Raw genomic sequence first — 15,590 nt, 5'->3', positions numbered from 1 at the left:
CTCTCGCATGCCCCCGCTCCGTCCGTCGGGGTGTTACGGGGTCGGGGTGTCCGCTGCGGGGGGCGGTGGGGGTGGGGTGGCCGGGGTCGGGGCTCGGTCGCCCTCCGGGCCGTCGCCCGGGACGGCGGCGTCCCCGGCGTCGCCCGGGTCGGCGGGGTGGGTCGGGCCGTTGCCGCCGCCCGGGCCGTTGCCGGCGCCCGGGTCGGCGGCGCCCGGGTCGGCGGCGCCCGGGTCGGCGGCGCCCGGGTCGGCGGCAGCGCCCGGGTCGGCGGGGTGGGTCGGGGTGGGCGGGGTGGGGCGGGCCGAGGCGGCGACGGCCCACAGGACCCACACCACCGCGACCAGGGCCCGTACCCAGGCGGGGCTCAGCGGGGTCCAGGGGATCATCAGGACGGCCTTGTCGAACGCGTCGAGCAGGGTCAGGGCCCCCAGTAGCAGGGTGAGGCGTGCCAGCCAGGGGCGTTCCGCGCGCAGGACCAGCCCGGCGCCCGTCCACCACAGGCCCAGGAGCAACAGGGCGAGCGCCGGAACGAAGGTGTCCACGAGGGGCATCGTGGATCCGGCGACGTCCAGGGCCAGCCCGGCGAGGCCCAGCAGGGAGGCTGCCGCGCCCAGTCGGGAGCCCGCAAGCCGGCGTCGCCACAGCACTCCGCCGACCAGCAGCAGTACGGCGGCCACGCCCAGCGCCAGCTGGGTCTCGACCCGTTCCAGGCCGCGGGCTCCGTACCAGTCGCAGCCCGCCGGGAGCTTGCGCGCCTGGACGTTGTAGTCCGCGCAGACCATCAGTTGGGCGAGTTTCACCGGTTCGCCGACCAGTCGGGCCGAGGCTCCGCTGACGTCGCCGCGGGCGGATCCGCACTGCGGGAGCGTGCCCGGGGTGGAGCCGTCGGGTCCGTCCTGCCAGCAGTTGCCCCTGCCCTGCCCGTCCCACCACACGTCCGTGCCGTTGGGCCGGGATGCGCCGGACTTGTCCTTGCCGAGGACGTTGCCGGCGTACCGGTTGTGGTGGGAGGTGTCGGTCTGCTTGGACCACTCCTCCTCGCCTCGGATGAAGGCGGGGACGGCGCTGAGGAAGAAGCCCGCGCGTCGGTGCCCGTACACCCAGTTGTCCTCGTACAGGTTCCAGTTGCCGCCCGCGGTGATGATGCCGGTGCCGGGAGGCATGGAGATCTGCGGGCAGACCACGCCCTGTTCGTACCCGCGTTCGGCGGGCGGCTTGGCGCAGGTGCCGTCGGCGACGTAGCGGTAGTAGTCCTGGTTGTTGTCGTGGATCAGGTTCCGTTCGAACCGGGCGTGGTTCTGCGGCAGGCCGGGGTGGCCGGGGAAGGCGCTGTCCATCGAGGCACCGCCCATGTTCTGGTCGAACTCGTTGTCGTGGACCCACACGGAGTCCCCCGCGGTGCCGGAGTAGCCGACCATGTTGTGGTGGCTGCGGCAGCCGGTGATCTCGATGGAGTAGCGGGGGACGTCGTAGCCGCGGCCGTCGTTGATGTTGGAGGCGCTACCGGGATAGATGCCGGAGTCGCCGTTGCCGTACGACTCGCAGTTCTTGTACAGGCCGTGGTCGCTGGCGAAGGTCAGGAAGCCGTACTCGTCGTTCCAGCGGGTCAGGACGTCGTCGATGACGAAGCCGTCGCCCGCGAGGACGTACAACGAGTTGAAGGTGGTGCGCTGCGCGGTGAAGTTGCGGAAGTAGATGCCGTTGGAGCGGTCGGCGCGCAGGCCGTTGAGCTTCTGGTACTTGGCGTCGATGATCACGTCCGTGCGGGATGCCCCGGTGCCCTCGATCTGCAGGTCGGTCTTGCCGAGGATCGCGACGAGGTTCTGGTTGTGGCGGCACTGGGCCTGCTGCTCGTAGGTCAGGATCTGGTAGCCGAAGGAGGAGTTGGGGGCTTTGAGCGCGGCGCACTCCCCCGTCGGTTTCGGCAGCGAGGGCTCCTCCTCGTAGAGGCCGGGGAGGATCGCGATGTTCATGCCGGGGCGGTCGACGGCGTCGACGGCCTCCTGGAGGTGGCGGTAGCCGCTCTTCTCGCACTGCTCGTACAGGGCCAGGTTGCGTTGCCGCAGGGCGTCGGGGAAGCCCGCCGTGCGGCGTTCGAAGGCGGCCCGGTCGGTCTTGCAGACCAGCAGGTCGGGCGCGGTGGAACGGTACTGCGGGACGGATCCGGTGCCGTCGGGGAAGGTGACGGGGCGCTCCTCGTGCGCGCGGGCGGCGGGCGCGGCGACGAGGAGGGACAGGAGAGCGAGGAGGGCGGCGAGGAGCGCCGCCGGCACGGCAGGGAACCTGCGGGTCCACGACATGCGCGAGAGAGTAGAGCAATGTTCATCTTTTCGGATCCCCCTCTGCGGGAATCCGCATGCCGCCTGTTCGGGCGAGGGGGCGTTGACGGCGGGGTCGCGGAATCCTACTGTCAGGCATAGGATTCCTTCGACGGAGCGGGAGCAGCACATGAGTGAGCAGGCCAGGAAGACGGCGGAGGGGCTGGAGTACCTCACCGGCTTCGGCAACGAGCACAGCTCTGAGGCCGTGCCCGGCGCTCTCCCGCTCGGCCGGAACTCGCCCCAGCGCGCGCCGCTCGGCCTCTACGCCGAGCAACTCAGCGGCAGCGCCTTCACCGAGCCGCGCGCCGACAACCGCCGCTCGTGGCTCTACCGGATCCGCCCGTCGGCCGCACACCCGGCCTTCGTCCGCGTCGACAACGGCGCCCTGCGCACGGCGCCCTTCACCGAGGCGGTCCCCGACCCCAACCGGCTTCGCTGGAACCCGCTGCCCGACCCGGCGCCCGGCACCGACTTCCTGGCCGGCCTGTGGACCCTCGGCGGCAACGGCGACGCCGCCCAGCGCAGCGGCATGGCCATCCACCTCTACGCCGCCAACGCCCCGATGACGGACCGGGTGTTCAGCAGCTCCGACGGCGAGCTGCTGATCGTTCCCGAGCGCGGCGGCCTGCTGCTGCGCACCGAACTCGGCCTGCTCAGCGCCGGTCCCGGCGAGATGGCGCTGATCCCGCGCGGGGTCCGGTTCCGCGTCGAGCCGCTGGACTCCGAGGGCGCGCCCGCCCGTGGGTACGTCTGCGAGAACTACGGCCGCCCCTTCGAGCTGCCCGACCTGGGCCCGATCGGCGCCAACGGCCTCGCCTCGGCGCGTGACTTCCGGGCCCCGGTGGCGGCGTACGAGGACAGCGAGCGCCCGACCGAGGTGGTCAACAAGTTCTGCGGCAACCTCTGGTCGGCGACGTACGACCACTCGCCGCTCGATGTGGTCGCCTGGCACGGTACGCACGTCCCGTACGTGTACGACCTGCGCCGCTTCAACGTCATCGGGTCGATCAGCTACGACCACCCGGACCCGTCGATCTTCACCGTGCTGACCTCGCCATCCGACACTCCCGGGCTCGCGGGCGTCGACTTCGTGGTGTTCGCACCGCGTTGGCTGGTCGGCGAGGACACGTTCCGGCCGCCGTACTTCCACCGGAACGTGATGAGCGAGTACATGGGCTTGATCGAGGGCGCGTACGACGCGAAGGCCGAGGGCTTCGTCCCCGGCGGCGGCTCGCTGCACAACATGATGTCCGCGCACGGGCCGGACCGGGAGACCTTCGACAAGGCGAGCGCCGCCGAGCTGAAGCCGCAGAAGATCGACGACGGGCTGGCCTTCATGTTCGAGACCCGCTGGCCGATCACCGCCACCCCGCAGGCGGCCGACGCGGACCACCTCCAGCGCGGATACGACGACGTGTGGCAGGGTCTCGAACGCCACTTCCGCGCCTAACATGCGCATGCGCGGTGGGAACGGGGGCGGGAGCGGGGGCGAGCGCGAGGACGAGGACGGACACGAGGGCCAGGGCGGGGACGCCGGCGCGAAACCGGCCGCGCACCCGCTCCGCCTTCGGCCCCCGCCTCCGCCCGCACCCCCGCCCGCCCGCGTTAGCGCCGCGCACCGCATGACGTCCAGCCAGCCGTACGGAGAACCACCCGTGACCGCCTTCGCTCCCGACTCCCTCGTACTGAACCGGAAGTTGCCGCTCTGGTATCAGGTGTCGCAGTCCCTGCGCGCCTCGATACTCGGTCGCACCCCGGACGCCTCGCTGCGGCTGCCGACCGAGGAACAGCTCGCCGAGCACTACGGGGTGAGCGTCCTGACGATGCGCCAGGCACTCAAGGAGCTGGAGGGCGAGGGCCTGATCAGCCGGCACCGGCGGCGCGGGACCTTCATCGAGCCGGGCGCGCGGCGGGGCGCCCCGGTGCGGCTGCTGGGTTCGGTGGACGCGATCGTCGCGCAGCAGTCGGGCGAGCGCACGACGATCCTCGGCCACGAACGGACCCCGGTGTCCGGGGAACTGCTGGAGCACTTCCCGGACACGCCCGAGGTGGTCACGTACCGCAGGCTCCGGTACGACGGCGAGAGCGACGAGCCGTCGAACTGGGCGGAGAACGCGGTCCGTCCGGACCTGGCCGAGGGCGTGGACCTGGCGGACCTGGCGCGGTGGCCGATGACGAAGGTGCTGCGCGACGTGGTCGGCGTGCGGATCAGCCGGATCACGGACACGGTCGAGGCCCGGCTGGCGGACCCCGTGACGGCCGAACTGCTCGGGGTGCCGTTGCTGAGCCCGATCCTGCACTACACGGGCGTGACCTACGACGAGGACGGACGGGTCGCCGACGTGGCCCGCATCCGGTACCGGGGCGACCGGTTCTCCTTCACGGTGACGGTCGACGCGCCCTGACTTTGGGACGCGCCCTGAACCCGGGAGGCGCCCTGAACCCCGGGAGGCGCCCTCAACCCGGGGCGAGCCCGGCGACGGGGCCCGAGGTCGGCGCGCCCCCGCCGTCACTTCCGGTCGTCGTCGTCCGCCGCGCGTTCGCCCTCGGCCTGGGAGGGGGTGGTGCGCGTGGTCTGCGGGTGGCGCTGCTTGCGCTGGGTCTCGTCCAGGTCCTCGTCGAGGCGCTCGCCCTCGGCCTGCGAAGGCGTCGTGTACTCGTCGTACTGGCTCATGGCCGCTCCTCCGTCGGTACGGATGGGCAGAAATGCCGCATCCACTCCCATAAGGAGCGTAACGCTTCGGCCAGGACGGGGCCCGGCCCCGTGGGGCGTCGCTACCATCTGCCGGGTGAGCGCTGAGACACCGCCGCCGAACCCGCTGCTGGACGACCTGATGCCCTGGGCCGTGGGCGGCCTGCGCCTGGGCCGGGACTGGGTCGCGGCCCCCGACCCGGCCACGCTGCGGGCCCGCTGGACGGCTCTGACGGGCGCCGAAGGGACCGAGCGGGAGCGGCTGTTCCGCCCGTCCCGGAGCCGTACGACCGCCGCCGGCGCCGCCGCGCTGCCGGGGCAGCGTTCCGCGACGGCCCGGTTCGCCGACGAGCCCGGCCCGTTCCCCGAACCCGTACGGGTGCTCCGGGCCCCCTTCGACGAACAGTGGCTGCTGCCCGACCAGCGGCTCATCGACGCGGCCCGGCCGGAGCTGTGGCGGGTCCGGGACGGGTACCAGTTGTTCGCGGTGGAGACCCCGGAGCTGCTGGTCACGGCCCACCTCCCGGCGGGCCGGCTGGGCCGGATCCGGCCGCTGCACCGCCGGCCGGGCGGCGCCGAGCCGAACCTCGCGCCGGGGCTGCTGACGCTGCTCGGCGAGCGCCACGGCGGCTGGGTCACTCCGGAGGACGTATTGTGCTGGATCCTCGCCGCGGGCCGCCCGGGACCCCGGGGGTACGAGGTGCCCCTGGCGGCCGATCCGGAGCGCTGGCGGGCGGGCCTGGAGCTGGGGCACCGCCTGCTGTCCGTCCAGCTGCGCGGGGCGCGGGGCGGGGAGCCGCCGAGGCTGCCCGGCGGGCGCCGCCCGTACGTACGGGCGGCGGTCACGGGCTGGCCGGACGGCCTCGCGTACGACCCGCGGACGCTGACGCTGACCCTCGGGGACGGGGTCGTCGCCCCCGTGCCGGAGGCGGCGTGGGAGTACGAGGCCCAGGGCGTCCGCGTCCTGGAGGTTTGGTTCGCCGCCCGGTGCGCGCACCGCGGGCCGGACGCGGACGGGCTGGACGCGCTGGGCCCCGCCGGGTGGCCGCAGGCCTGGACCTCGGAGCTGCTCGCGCTGGTGACGACCCTGGCGCTGCTCGCGGAGCTGGCCCCGGAGCGGGCCGCGTTCACCCCCGGGCCGCTGCTGACGACCGCGGAACTCGCGGCCGGCGGGGTGCTGCCGCCGCCGCGCGCGGCCCGCCGGCCCGCCTCGGTGCTGGACCACCAGGAGGAGGGCCCGGGCGGCCAGTTCGCGCTGCTCTGACCTCCGTGGACCTCCGTACGCGGTCCGACATCCCGGGACCGTACGCGGATGAACCCGGGCGAACCGTCGGCGCCACGTCCGTGCCTGGTGACAGGCCGGGGCTCGCCGGGATAGGGATCGGTGTCATGGACAACGATTCCCACCCGCACCCCCGCCCCGGAACCGAGCCCCTCCCCCTCGCCGGGATCACCGTCGTCGCCGTCGAGCAGGCCGTCTCGGCGCCCTTCGCCACCCGTCAGCTGGCCGACCTCGGCGCCCGCGTGATCAAGGTCGAGCGCCCCGACGGCGGGGACTTCGCCCGCGCCTATGACACCGCCGCCCACGGGTTGGCCTCGCACTTCGTGTGGGCCAACCGCGGCAAGGAGTCCCTGACGCTCGACCTGAAGGACCCGCGCGGCCTGGAGGTGCTGCACCGGCTGCTCGACGGGGCCGACGTCTTCGTCCAGAACCTCGCGCACGGGGCCGCCGCCCGCCTCGGACTCGACGCGGCCACGCTGTGCGCCCGCCACCCGCGACTGATCGCCGTGGACGTCTCGGGCTACGGCCCGCGGGGCCCGTACGCCCACAAGCGGGCCTACGACATGCTCGTGCAGTGCGAGGCGGGCCTGGTGTCCGTGACCGGCACCCCGGAGGAGCCCGTGAAGGCCGGGATCCCGGCCGCCGACATCGCGGCGGCCATGTACGCCTTCTCGGGCGTCCTCGCCGCGCTGCTGCGCCGCGGCGTCACCGGGCGAGGCGGCCCCGTCGAGGTCTCGATGCTGGACTCGCTCGCCGAGTGGATGGGGCATCCGCTGCACCACACGATGCACGGCGGGGAGCAGCCCGTGCGCACGGGGCTCGCGCACGCCGTGATCGCCCCGTACGACGCCTACCCGACGGCGGACGGGGACCGGGTGCTGCTGTCGGTGCAGAACGACCGGGAGTGGCGGCGGTTGGCGCGGCAGGTGCTGGGGCGGCCGGACCTGGCCGAGGACCCGGCGTTCGCGACGAACGCGGCGCGCACCCGGGGCCGCGCGGAGACGGACGCGGTCGTGGCGGCGGCGCTCGCGGTACTGGGGGCGGACGAGGCGGTCCGCCGGTTGGAGGAGGCGGGGATCGCCTGTGCGCGGCTGAACTCGGTGGCGCAGCTGGCCGGGCACCCGCAGTTGGCGGCGCGCGAGCGCTGGCGGGAGGTGGACTCGCCGGTGGGCCCGCTGCGGGCGTTGCTGCCGCCGATCGGGCTGCCGGGCGGCGCGGCACCGCGCATGGGTGCGGTGCCCGCGCTCGGCGAGCACGACGAGCCCCTGCTGCGCGCCCTGGGGATGACGGGCGCGCAGATCGCGGGGCTGCGCCGGGACGGTGTGATCGCCGGAGGCCGGGGAGACGCCGGCGCGTAGGGACGGGTGCCGGGGTGCGGCCGGGGCGACCGGCTGCACTACGGGGCAGTTACGAGCGGCGGCTGCCGAAGAGCGTGCGCCGCAGCCTGCGCAGCGGCGCGAAGAGCGCGACGCGCGCGCTCCGGCTCCGCTGTACGTGCGTGTGGTCGCGGGACGTGAGCTCACGCATCAGCAGGGTCGCCTCGGCGGCCTCGTGGTGCGGGACGGCGGGGCCGCCCAACACCGCGAGGTGACGGTCGAGGCGCGAGCTTGTCGCTTTGCTGCCGCAGGTGATGGCAGGCACGCGGGGCGGCCTGCTGCGCATTGCTATCTGTTCCATGTCTCTCCCCACCCGTACGAGGGCACCCGGCCCGGGCAGGTTAACCCTATCGCCCCCGCGTCGCGCTCGGGTATCCCGGTGGTGTGAATTACCCCTGTCCTTACGGGTAGTTGACGATTACTCAACGCAGTCATTCGTAACTCTCTGCACAAATCGGCCCACTTGGGGAGCCTCGTGGAGATTGTCGTCACGACAGGGGCCGACGAACCCCTCCTGCGCTAACTTGGAGTGATCGCCCGGTGACGCATGGGGGTAGGCGTGAGTGGGAACGAAAGTGACGACGCCGCGCGTGTCGTCGCCGGACGGTACCGACTGCTCGGTCCGCTCGGCCGCGGGGGCATGGGGATCGTGTGGCGGGCCCGGGACGAGGTGCTGGGCCGCGAGGTCGCCGTCAAGGAGGTGCGCGCGCCCGCCGGGACGGACGCGGCCGGGATGGCGCGCATGTACCGGCGCCTGGAGCGGGAGGCCTGGGCCGCGGCCCGGGTCTCGCACCGCGGGGTCGTCACGGTCTACGACGTGCCGAACGAGGACGGCCGCCCCTGGATCGTGATGGAGCTGGTGCGCGGACTCTCGCTGGCTGAGGTGCTGGAGGCCGAGGGACCGATGAGCCCCCAGCGGGCGGCGCACCTCGGCGAGCAGGTGCTCGCCGCGCTCCGCGCGGCCCACGAGGCGGGCGTGCTGCACCGCGACGTCAAACCGGCCAACGTGCTGATCGCCAACGACGGACGGGTGGTGCTGGGCGACTTCGGCATCGCGAGCCTGGAGGGCTCCTCGGCCATCACGATGACCGGCGAGGTCATCGGCTCCCCCGAGTTCCTGGCGCCGGAGCGGGCGCTCGGGCGCGACCCTGGGCCGGAGTCGGACCTGTGGTCACTCGGGGTGTTGCTGTACGCAGCCGTGGAGGGGGTCTCGCCGTTCCGGCAGGACACCCCGCTGTCGACGCTCCGGGCCGTGGTGGACGGGGAGTTGCCGCCGCCCCGCCGGGCCGGCGCCCTGGAGCCCGTACTGGAGGGGCTGTTGCGCAAGGACCCGGAGCGGCGGCTGGACGCGGCGGAGGCCACCCGGATGCTGCGCGTGATCGGCGCGGGCGGCGCCGCACGGGCCTCCGGCGGCCCGGTGTCGGGGCCGGGCGCCGCGGCGACGACGGTGCGGCTGCGGCAGGAGGAGGGCGGCGGCCCGTACGGGGCGGACACGCCGGCGATGCCGGCGCCGGTACGGGAGCCCGGGCCGGGGGCGGCTTCGCGGCAGGGGAACGCGGGGACGGTGCTGGTCCTCGGGGTCGTGGTGCTGCTCGTGGCCCTGGGCGTACTGGTGTGGCTGCTGTTCGAGGACCCCCCGGGCGGCGACGGGAAGGGCGCCGGGGCGTCGGTCCCCTCGGCCGCTGCCCCGGACTCCGCGTCGGCCTCCGCCTCCCCGTCGCCCTCGGCTTCGGCCTCCGTATCCGCTTCGGTGTCCGCCGGGACGGCGGCCGCTCAGGTGGTCACCGTCCACGTCCACACCCTGCGGGCCGCGTACAGCGGGAGTTGCCCGCCGCCCGCGGTGGGCGCGCCCGCCTTCACCGCCACCCTGGAGGTCGCCCGCACCCCCGCCGAGTTGGAGTACCGGTGGGCCACGCGCAGCGGGGTGCCGACGGGGCAGGGCTGGGTGAGCCTCGCGTACGAGGAGGGCGGGCCGCGGACCCGGCAGCTCCTGCACACCGAGCTCGCGCACCGGGCGGGGGCCGTCCTGGCCGACGCGGTGCGGCTGGAGGTGCGGCAGCCGGTGCGGACGGACTCCGCGTGGCTGGACTTCTCGGTGACCTGCGCGGCGCCGACCCCGACGGGTACGCCGCCCTCCCCTTCCCCGTCCGGTTCGCCGACGCCGTCGACGTCCGGGTCTGCGGACCCGACGCCCTCCGGGGCGCCGGGTCCGGAGCTCACTTCCTGAGGCTCACTCCCCGGGGCTGAGGCCCGGGTACTCGGGCCAGGGGCTCAGGCCTTCGACGTGAAGACCGGCAGGTAGCCACCCGATTGACCGGCGGCCGTGGGGTGGTACGACTCGCCGATGTTGAGCCAGTTGAGGCTGTGCAGCCACGCGTTGCCGGAGCAGATCTCGTGGTCGGTGAAGGCGCCGGCGACCGAGGCGTAGGTGAAGCCGTGGTCGGCGGCGCGCTTGGCGATGGCGGCGTTGAGGTGGTCGGCCGCGCCGTTGATGGCGGAGCGTTCGCCCTCGGTGAGGCCGGTGACGCAGTTGCCGTTCAGCTTGTAGAAGCGGGGATAGCCGATGACGACCACCTTGGCGCCGGACGCACGGCCGCGGATGGAGTTGTAGACCTGGTCGAGCTGACCGGGCAGCGTGGAGTCGACGTACCCCTTCGCCTGGTTGACGCGGTTGACGCAGGTGGACTCCGACTGGAGCACACACGTCGTCATGACGTCGGAGAATCCGGCGTCGTTGCCGCCGATGGTGATGCTGACGAGGTCGGTGCCGGAGTTGAGCGGGCCGAGTTGGTTGGCGAGGACGTCACCGGTACGGGCGCCCGAGCACGCGGTGAAGGAGAAGGTCTGCGGGGAGTGGGCGGCGGCCCACAGGGCTGGGTAGGCCCGGTTGGTGCGCTTGCAGTTGCCGCTCCCGCTGTCGTAGTTGCCGGCGCCGACGCCGGAGGAGTACGAGTCGCCGAGGGCGACGTATCCGAAATCGGCCTGGGCGGCGGACGCCTGACCGGCGCCGAACAGGGCGGTACCCGCGGCGAGGACCAGGGTGGAGGCGAGTGCTGCGAAGCGCGACATTCTCATGCTCATGTGTGCGGCTCCTTGTGGGGGTTACTCCTGAGTCCGTGGTACAAGCAGCCGGCGGTTTCTGGAAGCGTTCATGCCAAGAATGTTCGGGGTGGGAACGCGCCGGAATCTTCACTCCCGACGCGTTTGAAGAGGGAATTCGGACACCCCATCCGGCGAAACACAGGTGCAGGAGGCCAGTTCGTGCCGGATCATGGGCGCCATGCCACCAGACCCGCATGCCGTGCTGCCGATCCGGCTCAATGTCGACGACAGCGATTCGCCGTCGGACGTGGTCGACGCGCTGTTCCTGGGCCGCTTCGCGTCCGGCGAACAGCCCTATTCGCAGAGCGTTTCCATCGAACGGGTGAAGACGGAGGCGACGCTGCTACCCCCGGCGGCGACCGTCCTGCGCTCGGCGCGCGACACCGACCGCAGCGCGACCCTCGCCGAGGGCGAGGGCTGGACGCTGCTGGTCTCCCGGTGGAGCCGGGGCGCCGACGTGACCGTGACGGCGGTCAGCGACGAGGTGGCCGAACGGGTCCTGGGCGAGGCCACGGACGGGGCGCAGGACGAGCCCGAACCGCAGCCGGAGAACGTCACGATGGGTTTCTGGTACGTCTCCCCGCGCCGCGGCCCCTACCGCACGACCCGGCAGATCTCCGCGGGCACCTGGGACGAGGTCCGCCCCAACTACACGGCTCCGGTCGCCGGTGCGATGGACCGGCTGATGAAGGTCACCCCGGACGACATCGCCGGGCGGCTGCTCCTGCTGCACGGACCGCCCGGCACCGGCAAGACCTCGGCGCTGCGCACGCTGGCCCGGTCCTGGCGGGACTGGTGCCAGGTGGACTGCGTCCTGGACCCGGAGCGGCTGTTCAACGACGTCGGCTACCTCATGGACATCGCGATCGGCGAGGACGAGGGCACGGCGAAGGGCCGCTGGCGGTTGCTGCTGCTGGAGGACTGCGACGAGCTGATCCGCGGCGAGGCCCGGCACACCGCGGGCCAGGCGCTGTCACGGCTGCTGAACCTGACGGACGGTCTGCTCGGTCAGGGCCGCAACGTCCTGGTCGGCGTCACCACCAACGAGGACCTGGAGCGGCTCCACCCGGCGGTGGTCCGGCCGGGCCGCTGCCTGGCCCGCGTCGAGGTCGGCCGGTTGACCCACGGGGAGGCCGTGGAGTGGCTCGGCACCGACGAGGGCGTGTCCCGCGAGGGCGCCACCCTGGCCGAGCTCTTCGCCCTGCGGCGCGGCACCGGCCCGGCCGCCGTCCTGCCGGCGCAGTCCCCCGACCGGGAAGCGGGCCTCTACCTCTGACGCCGAGGGGCGCCCCGACGGCACCGGGGGCACGCGCCGGAGCTACTTCCCGTACCGGGCCCGGAGGGCCTCCGTGGCCGCCGCCAGGGCCTGTTCGCGGGTCAGCCCCAGCCGGTGGGCCCGTTCCGCGTAGGCCTGCGCGGCCCCGGCGGCCTCGCGGGCGGCGCCTTCCCCGGCCGCCGCGACGAAGGTGCCGTTGCGGCCCCGCGTCTCGATGACCCCGTCGGTCTCCAGGGCCCGGTAGGCCTTCGCGACGGTGTTGGCGGCCAGTCCCAGCTCCTCCGCCAGCCCCCGTACGGTGGGCAGCTTGAAGCCGGCCGGCAGTTTCCCGGACCGGGCCCGGTCGGCGATCTGCGCGCGCAGCTGCTCGTAGGGGGCGGGCGAGCCCGCCCCGTCGTCAAGGGTGATCTTCAGGTTCGTCGGGGTCACCCGGCCGATTCTCCCCCACCGCCGGGTAATTCGGAGGCGTCCCCCACCCTCGCGGACGTAGCGTCGGCCACATGATTCCCACGATCCGCGACCTCCGTGCGGGCGACGTCGCCGACGCCGAATCCGTCGTCCGGGTACGCCGTTCCGCACTCCCCTTCCTCATCACCACCGCGGCGGGCGTGGCCCACGAGCTCACCTCCGCGCACCCCGACGGCCACCACCGCGTCCTGCTCGCCGAGGCCGGTGGGCTTCCCGTCGGCACCGTCTCGGTGGGCGTGGCCCACCGGGGAACGGAGCCCGGACAGGCGTACCTCAACGCGTACGTCGACCCCGAGCACCGCGGACTGGGCGCCGGCGGCCTACTGGTTCGGGCGGCCGAGGAGCATCTGGCGGCCCTGGACGTGATGGACACGTACACCTGGGTGCTGGACGAGCCGGAGCACCGGGCGTTCGCGGAGCGGCGCGGGTACCGACCGAGCCGTTCGGCGCACTTCCTGCGCCTGGACCTGACGGCCGCCACCCTGCCGCCGCTGCCCGCGCGGCTGCCCGCCGGGGTGGAGCTGCGCCCCGGCAGCGCCTTCGCCTCCGATCCGCGCCCCCTGTACCGGGCCGACGCCGAGGCGACGGCCGACGAGCCGGGGGACGTGCCGGTCGGGCTGGACGACTACGAGGACTGGCTGAACGACGTGTGGCTCGACCCGGGCCTCGACCACGAGCTGACCACGGCCGTCCTCGTCGACGGGGTCGTGGCGGCCTTCTCCGCGGCGCGGACCGACGGGGCCGGCCGCTACGGCTCGGCGATGACCGGCACCCTGCGCGCCTTCCGCGGCCGCGGACTGGCCAAGCTCGCCAAGACCGACTCCCTGCACCGGGCCCGCGCCGCGGGGTACCGGGAGGCGTTCACCGGCAACGACAGCGGGAACGAACCGATGCTCGCCATCAACCGGTGGTTCGGGTACGAGATCTGCGCGTCCGAGACGCGCTACACGAAGAAGGCGGGAGCCGCCCGATGAACACCCGCCGGTGGACCGTCACCCTGACCAAGGCGGGCCGCACCAAGATCCGTTATCCGGCGACGGAGGTGGCCGACGACGGCGACCGGATCTCCGTGCGCGCGCCCTGGGCGGCCGAGGGCGTCAAGGACTTCGGCTTCGTACGCTTCGAACCCGGCGACGTGTTCGTCGAGCACTTCTGGCGGACGCGCTGGTACGCGGTGAAGGAGGTGTGGACCGGCGAGGGCGTCCTCAAGGGCTGGTACTGCGACATCACGCGCCCGGCGGTGGTCCGCGAGGGCGAGATCCTGGTCGAGGACCTGGACCTCGACCTGTGGGTGTCCGCGGACGGGGCGTCGGTGCTGCGGCTCGACGAGGACGAGTTCGAGGCGAGCGGCCTGCGGACGCGCGACCCCGAGGCGGCCGCCCGGGCGGTGCGGGCCCTGGACGCGCTGGAGGACCTTGCCAAGGCCCCCGACGGCCTCGCCCCGCTCCTCCCGTAGATCCCCGCGGCCGGGCCCCGGACGGCTCACCGCGCGACCGGGGTGGGGCGGGCCTACGCTGAGGTGGTTCGCCTGGTTCCCGGACGACCGGAGACTGCCGTGACGCCAACCCACATCCGGCTCCGCCGGGCCTGCGCGACCGCCGCCGCCGCGGGCCTGCTCGCCGCCCCGATGCTCACGGGGTCCGCGTACGGGGCCCAGCCGCCCGCGCGGTCCGTGACCGCCGCCCCCGCCGCCCCTTCGCCGAGCACCGACGACGACTTCCCACAGCTCACGCCGGCCGTCGCGGCGCGGCTGGACGCCGCCCTGCGCCGGGTCATGCGCGAGACGGGGGTGCCGGGCGCGATCGTGGGGCTGTGGGCGCCGGGCAAGGGGAGCTACGTCAGGACCTTCGGCGTGGCGGACAAGGCGACGGGCGCGCCCATGACGACCGGGCTGCACGTCCGCATCGGCAGCGAGACGAAGACGTTCACCGTCACCGCCCTCCTGCGGTTGGTCGACCGGGGCGAGGTCGGCCTGGACGACCCCATCGGCAAGTACGTCGAGGGCGTCCCGAACGGGGACCGCATCACCCTGCGCGAACTGGCCGGCATGCGCAGCGGGCTCTTCAACTACAGCCAGGACGCGGACTTCATCAAGCGGCTCGAATCCGCGCCGGAAAAGCCCATCGCCCCACGCCAGTTGCTCGACTACTCCTTCAAGCACCCCGTGCAGTTCGCGCCGGGCGCACGGTTCGACTACTCCAACACCAACCTGATCCTCCTCGGTCTGGTGCTGGAGAAGGTGACCGGCCGGCCGCTGAACGAGGTCATCGAGCGGGACGTCATCGAACCGGCCGGGCTCCGCAACACGGTCTTCCCCACGAACGCGGCGCTGCCGGTCCCGTACGCGCACGGCTACACCGACCAGACGCCCTCGGGCAGCACCGTGGACGCGACCGCCTGGAACCCCTCCTGGGGGTGGGCCGCCGGCGCGATGGCCTCCGACCTGGACGACCTGCGCAGTTGGGCCCGCACGCTCGCCACCGGCACGCTCCTGAAGCCCGCGACGCAGGCCGAGCGCCTGAGGACCACCCCGATGAACATCCCGGGCGACGGCTACGGCCTGGGCATCTTCAACATCCAGGGCTGGATCGGCCACAACGGCTCGATCCCCGGCTACGAGGTCCTCCCGGTATACCTGCCCGAGGCGCAGGCCACCATGGTCATCCTCCTCAACACGGACAACCTCCATGACGGCCAGGAGCCCAGCACCCTCTTCGGCGAGGCCGTCACCGGCATCGTCACCCCCGCCCACGTCTACCCGGGCCACGAACCACCGGCCCCGAAAAACACCTGACGGGCGCGAGCGCCCGGGGCCGTGATCACGTCCCCGGGCGCTTCGGCATGCCGGTGCACGCCGGATCCGTCGACGACTGGGCCCCGTACCTGAGCCCCCGCTTGTCCCTGCCTTAAGTGGAGCCTAAGGATCGGCTTCGGTGGGTCCGAGGGGGCGGAGCGGGCGTTTCGGCGGGCTAGCTTGGCGGGGCCAGGGAGGGCCGGGGACGGCGCCGGGTCCCGATTCGGGGGCGGCGCCGCGCAGTCCGGGCCCGCTGGCGCACCCTGCCCCGTGCCCGA

Annotated in this window: 14 protein-coding genes; 9 read left to right on the top strand and 5 right to left on the bottom strand. The window is 73.5% G+C overall.

What is annotated here, in order from left to right:
* Nucleotides 1–33: 33 nt before the first annotated feature.
* Nucleotides 34–2,301, bottom strand: coding sequence for a right-handed parallel beta-helix repeat-containing protein (locus ACZ4XJ_RS21150; RefSeq protein WP_468497012.1), 2,268 nt, complete (start codon nucleotides 2,299–2,301; stop codon nucleotides 34–36).
* A gap of 148 nt (nucleotides 2,302–2,449) precedes the next feature.
* Between ACZ4XJ_RS21150 and hmgA the strand changes: the two genes are divergently transcribed.
* Both hmgA and ACZ4XJ_RS21140 read left to right on the top strand, forming a co-directional pair.
* Nucleotides 2,450–3,772 (top strand): homogentisate 1,2-dioxygenase, encoded by a 1,323-nt coding sequence (hmgA, locus tag ACZ4XJ_RS21145; RefSeq protein WP_362877320.1) that lies wholly within the window; start codon nucleotides 2,450–2,452, stop codon nucleotides 3,770–3,772.
* Between the two features lie 205 nt (nucleotides 3,773–3,977).
* The gene (locus ACZ4XJ_RS21140) at nucleotides 3,978–4,727 is read left to right on the top strand and encodes a GntR family transcriptional regulator (RefSeq protein ID WP_468497011.1); all 750 of its coding nucleotides are present in this window, start codon (nucleotides 3,978–3,980) and stop codon (nucleotides 4,725–4,727) included.
* Nucleotides 4,728–4,831: 104 nt separating this feature from the next.
* On the opposite strand, the gene ACZ4XJ_RS21135 is transcribed toward ACZ4XJ_RS21140, so the two are convergent.
* Nucleotides 4,832–4,996, bottom strand: coding sequence for a hypothetical protein (locus tag ACZ4XJ_RS21135; protein WP_383994637.1), 165 nt, complete (start codon nucleotides 4,994–4,996; stop codon nucleotides 4,832–4,834).
* Nucleotides 4,997–5,156: 160 nt separating this feature from the next.
* On the opposite strand from ACZ4XJ_RS21135, the gene ACZ4XJ_RS21130 reads away from it, so the two are divergent.
* Nucleotides 5,157–6,278, top strand: coding sequence for a type ISP restriction/modification enzyme (locus ACZ4XJ_RS21130; protein WP_468497149.1), 1,122 nt, complete (start codon nucleotides 5,157–5,159; stop codon nucleotides 6,276–6,278).
* A gap of 125 nt (nucleotides 6,279–6,403) precedes the next feature.
* Entirely contained in the window at nucleotides 6,404–7,654 is a 1,251-nt protein-coding gene (locus tag ACZ4XJ_RS21125) for a CaiB/BaiF CoA transferase family protein (protein ID WP_468497010.1), read from the top strand.
* Nucleotides 7,655–7,703: 49 nt separating this feature from the next.
* Here ACZ4XJ_RS21125 and ACZ4XJ_RS21120 read toward each other — a convergent pair whose 3' ends face one another.
* Nucleotides 7,704–7,973 (bottom strand): hypothetical protein, encoded by a 270-nt coding sequence (locus tag ACZ4XJ_RS21120; RefSeq protein ID WP_281205829.1) that lies wholly within the window; start codon nucleotides 7,971–7,973, stop codon nucleotides 7,704–7,706.
* A gap of 246 nt (nucleotides 7,974–8,219) precedes the next feature.
* On the opposite strand from ACZ4XJ_RS21120, the gene ACZ4XJ_RS21115 reads away from it, so the two are divergent.
* Nucleotides 8,220–9,899: a serine/threonine-protein kinase gene (locus ACZ4XJ_RS21115; protein WP_468497009.1), complete on the top strand. Its 1,680-nt coding sequence runs from the start codon at nucleotides 8,220–8,222 to the stop codon at nucleotides 9,897–9,899.
* A 44-nt stretch (nucleotides 9,900–9,943) separates the two neighbouring features.
* On the opposite strand, the gene ACZ4XJ_RS21110 is transcribed toward ACZ4XJ_RS21115, so the two are convergent.
* Nucleotides 9,944–10,747, bottom strand: coding sequence for an SGNH/GDSL hydrolase family protein (locus ACZ4XJ_RS21110; RefSeq protein ID WP_362877391.1), 804 nt, complete (start codon nucleotides 10,745–10,747; stop codon nucleotides 9,944–9,946).
* Nucleotides 10,748–10,952: 205 nt separating this feature from the next.
* Between ACZ4XJ_RS21110 and ACZ4XJ_RS21105 the strand changes: the two genes are divergently transcribed.
* Complete coding sequence (locus tag ACZ4XJ_RS21105; RefSeq protein ID WP_362877325.1) at nucleotides 10,953–12,050, top strand: DUF5925 domain-containing protein; 1,098 nt, start codon at nucleotides 10,953–10,955, stop codon at nucleotides 12,048–12,050.
* A 42-nt stretch (nucleotides 12,051–12,092) separates the two neighbouring features.
* On the opposite strand, the gene ACZ4XJ_RS21100 is transcribed toward ACZ4XJ_RS21105, so the two are convergent.
* Nucleotides 12,093–12,479 carry a GntR family transcriptional regulator gene (locus ACZ4XJ_RS21100; RefSeq protein WP_362877326.1) on the bottom strand — a complete coding sequence of 129 codons (387 nt, stop codon included), beginning with the start codon at nucleotides 12,477–12,479 and terminating at the stop codon, nucleotides 12,093–12,095.
* A 71-nt stretch (nucleotides 12,480–12,550) separates the two neighbouring features.
* Between ACZ4XJ_RS21100 and ACZ4XJ_RS21095 the strand changes: the two genes are divergently transcribed.
* The 3 genes from ACZ4XJ_RS21095 (at nucleotide 12,551) to ACZ4XJ_RS21085 (ending at nucleotide 15,312) form a co-directional block, all read left to right on the top strand.
* Nucleotides 12,551–13,492 carry a GNAT family N-acetyltransferase gene (locus ACZ4XJ_RS21095; RefSeq protein ID WP_468497008.1) on the top strand — a complete coding sequence of 314 codons (942 nt, stop codon included), beginning with the start codon at nucleotides 12,551–12,553 and terminating at the stop codon, nucleotides 13,490–13,492.
* The gene (locus ACZ4XJ_RS21090; RefSeq protein ID WP_362877328.1) at nucleotides 13,489–13,974 is read left to right on the top strand and encodes a ribonuclease FAU-1 family protein; all 486 of its coding nucleotides are present in this window, start codon (nucleotides 13,489–13,491) and stop codon (nucleotides 13,972–13,974) included. Before ACZ4XJ_RS21095 ends, ACZ4XJ_RS21090 begins: the two co-directional genes overlap by 4 nt.
* 99 nt (nucleotides 13,975–14,073) lie before the next feature.
* Entirely contained in the window at nucleotides 14,074–15,312 is a 1,239-nt protein-coding gene (locus ACZ4XJ_RS21085; protein ID WP_468497007.1) for a serine hydrolase domain-containing protein, read from the top strand.
* Nucleotides 15,313–15,590: the final 278 nt, after the last annotated feature.

It is taken from the genome of Streptomyces sp. NPDC029836, from assembly GCF_055574495.1.
Note: the sequence above shows the minus strand (reverse complement) of the source record. Positions and strands in the feature narration are given on the sequence as shown.

Excerpts from the sequence above, each read along its gene's own strand:
- ACZ4XJ_RS21110 (WP_362877391.1), bottom strand. The coding sequence starts at position 10,747 with ATGAGAATGTCGCGCTTCGCAGCACTCGCCTCCACCCTGGTCCTCGCC.
- ACZ4XJ_RS21150 (WP_468497012.1), bottom strand. The coding sequence starts at position 2,301 with ATGTCGTGGACCCGCAGGTTCCCTGCCGTGCCGGCGGCGCTCCTCGCC.
- ACZ4XJ_RS21090 (WP_362877328.1), top strand. The coding sequence starts at position 13,489 with ATGAACACCCGCCGGTGGACCGTCACCCTGACCAAGGCGGGCCGCACC.
- hmgA (WP_362877320.1), top strand. The coding sequence starts at position 2,450 with ATGAGTGAGCAGGCCAGGAAGACGGCGGAGGGGCTGGAGTACCTCACC.
- ACZ4XJ_RS21125 (WP_468497010.1), top strand. The coding sequence starts at position 6,404 with ATGGACAACGATTCCCACCCGCACCCCCGCCCCGGAACCGAGCCCCTC.
- ACZ4XJ_RS21105 (WP_362877325.1), top strand. The coding sequence starts at position 10,953 with ATGCCACCAGACCCGCATGCCGTGCTGCCGATCCGGCTCAATGTCGAC.
- ACZ4XJ_RS21135 (WP_383994637.1), bottom strand. The coding sequence starts at position 4,996 with ATGAGCCAGTACGACGAGTACACGACGCCTTCGCAGGCCGAGGGCGAG.
- ACZ4XJ_RS21130 (WP_468497149.1), top strand. The coding sequence starts at position 5,157 with ATGCCCTGGGCCGTGGGCGGCCTGCGCCTGGGCCGGGACTGGGTCGCG.
- ACZ4XJ_RS21115 (WP_468497009.1), top strand. The coding sequence starts at position 8,220 with ATGGGGGTAGGCGTGAGTGGGAACGAAAGTGACGACGCCGCGCGTGTC.
- ACZ4XJ_RS21120 (WP_281205829.1), bottom strand. The coding sequence starts at position 7,973 with ATGGAACAGATAGCAATGCGCAGCAGGCCGCCCCGCGTGCCTGCCATC.
- ACZ4XJ_RS21095 (WP_468497008.1), top strand. The coding sequence starts at position 12,551 with ATGATTCCCACGATCCGCGACCTCCGTGCGGGCGACGTCGCCGACGCC.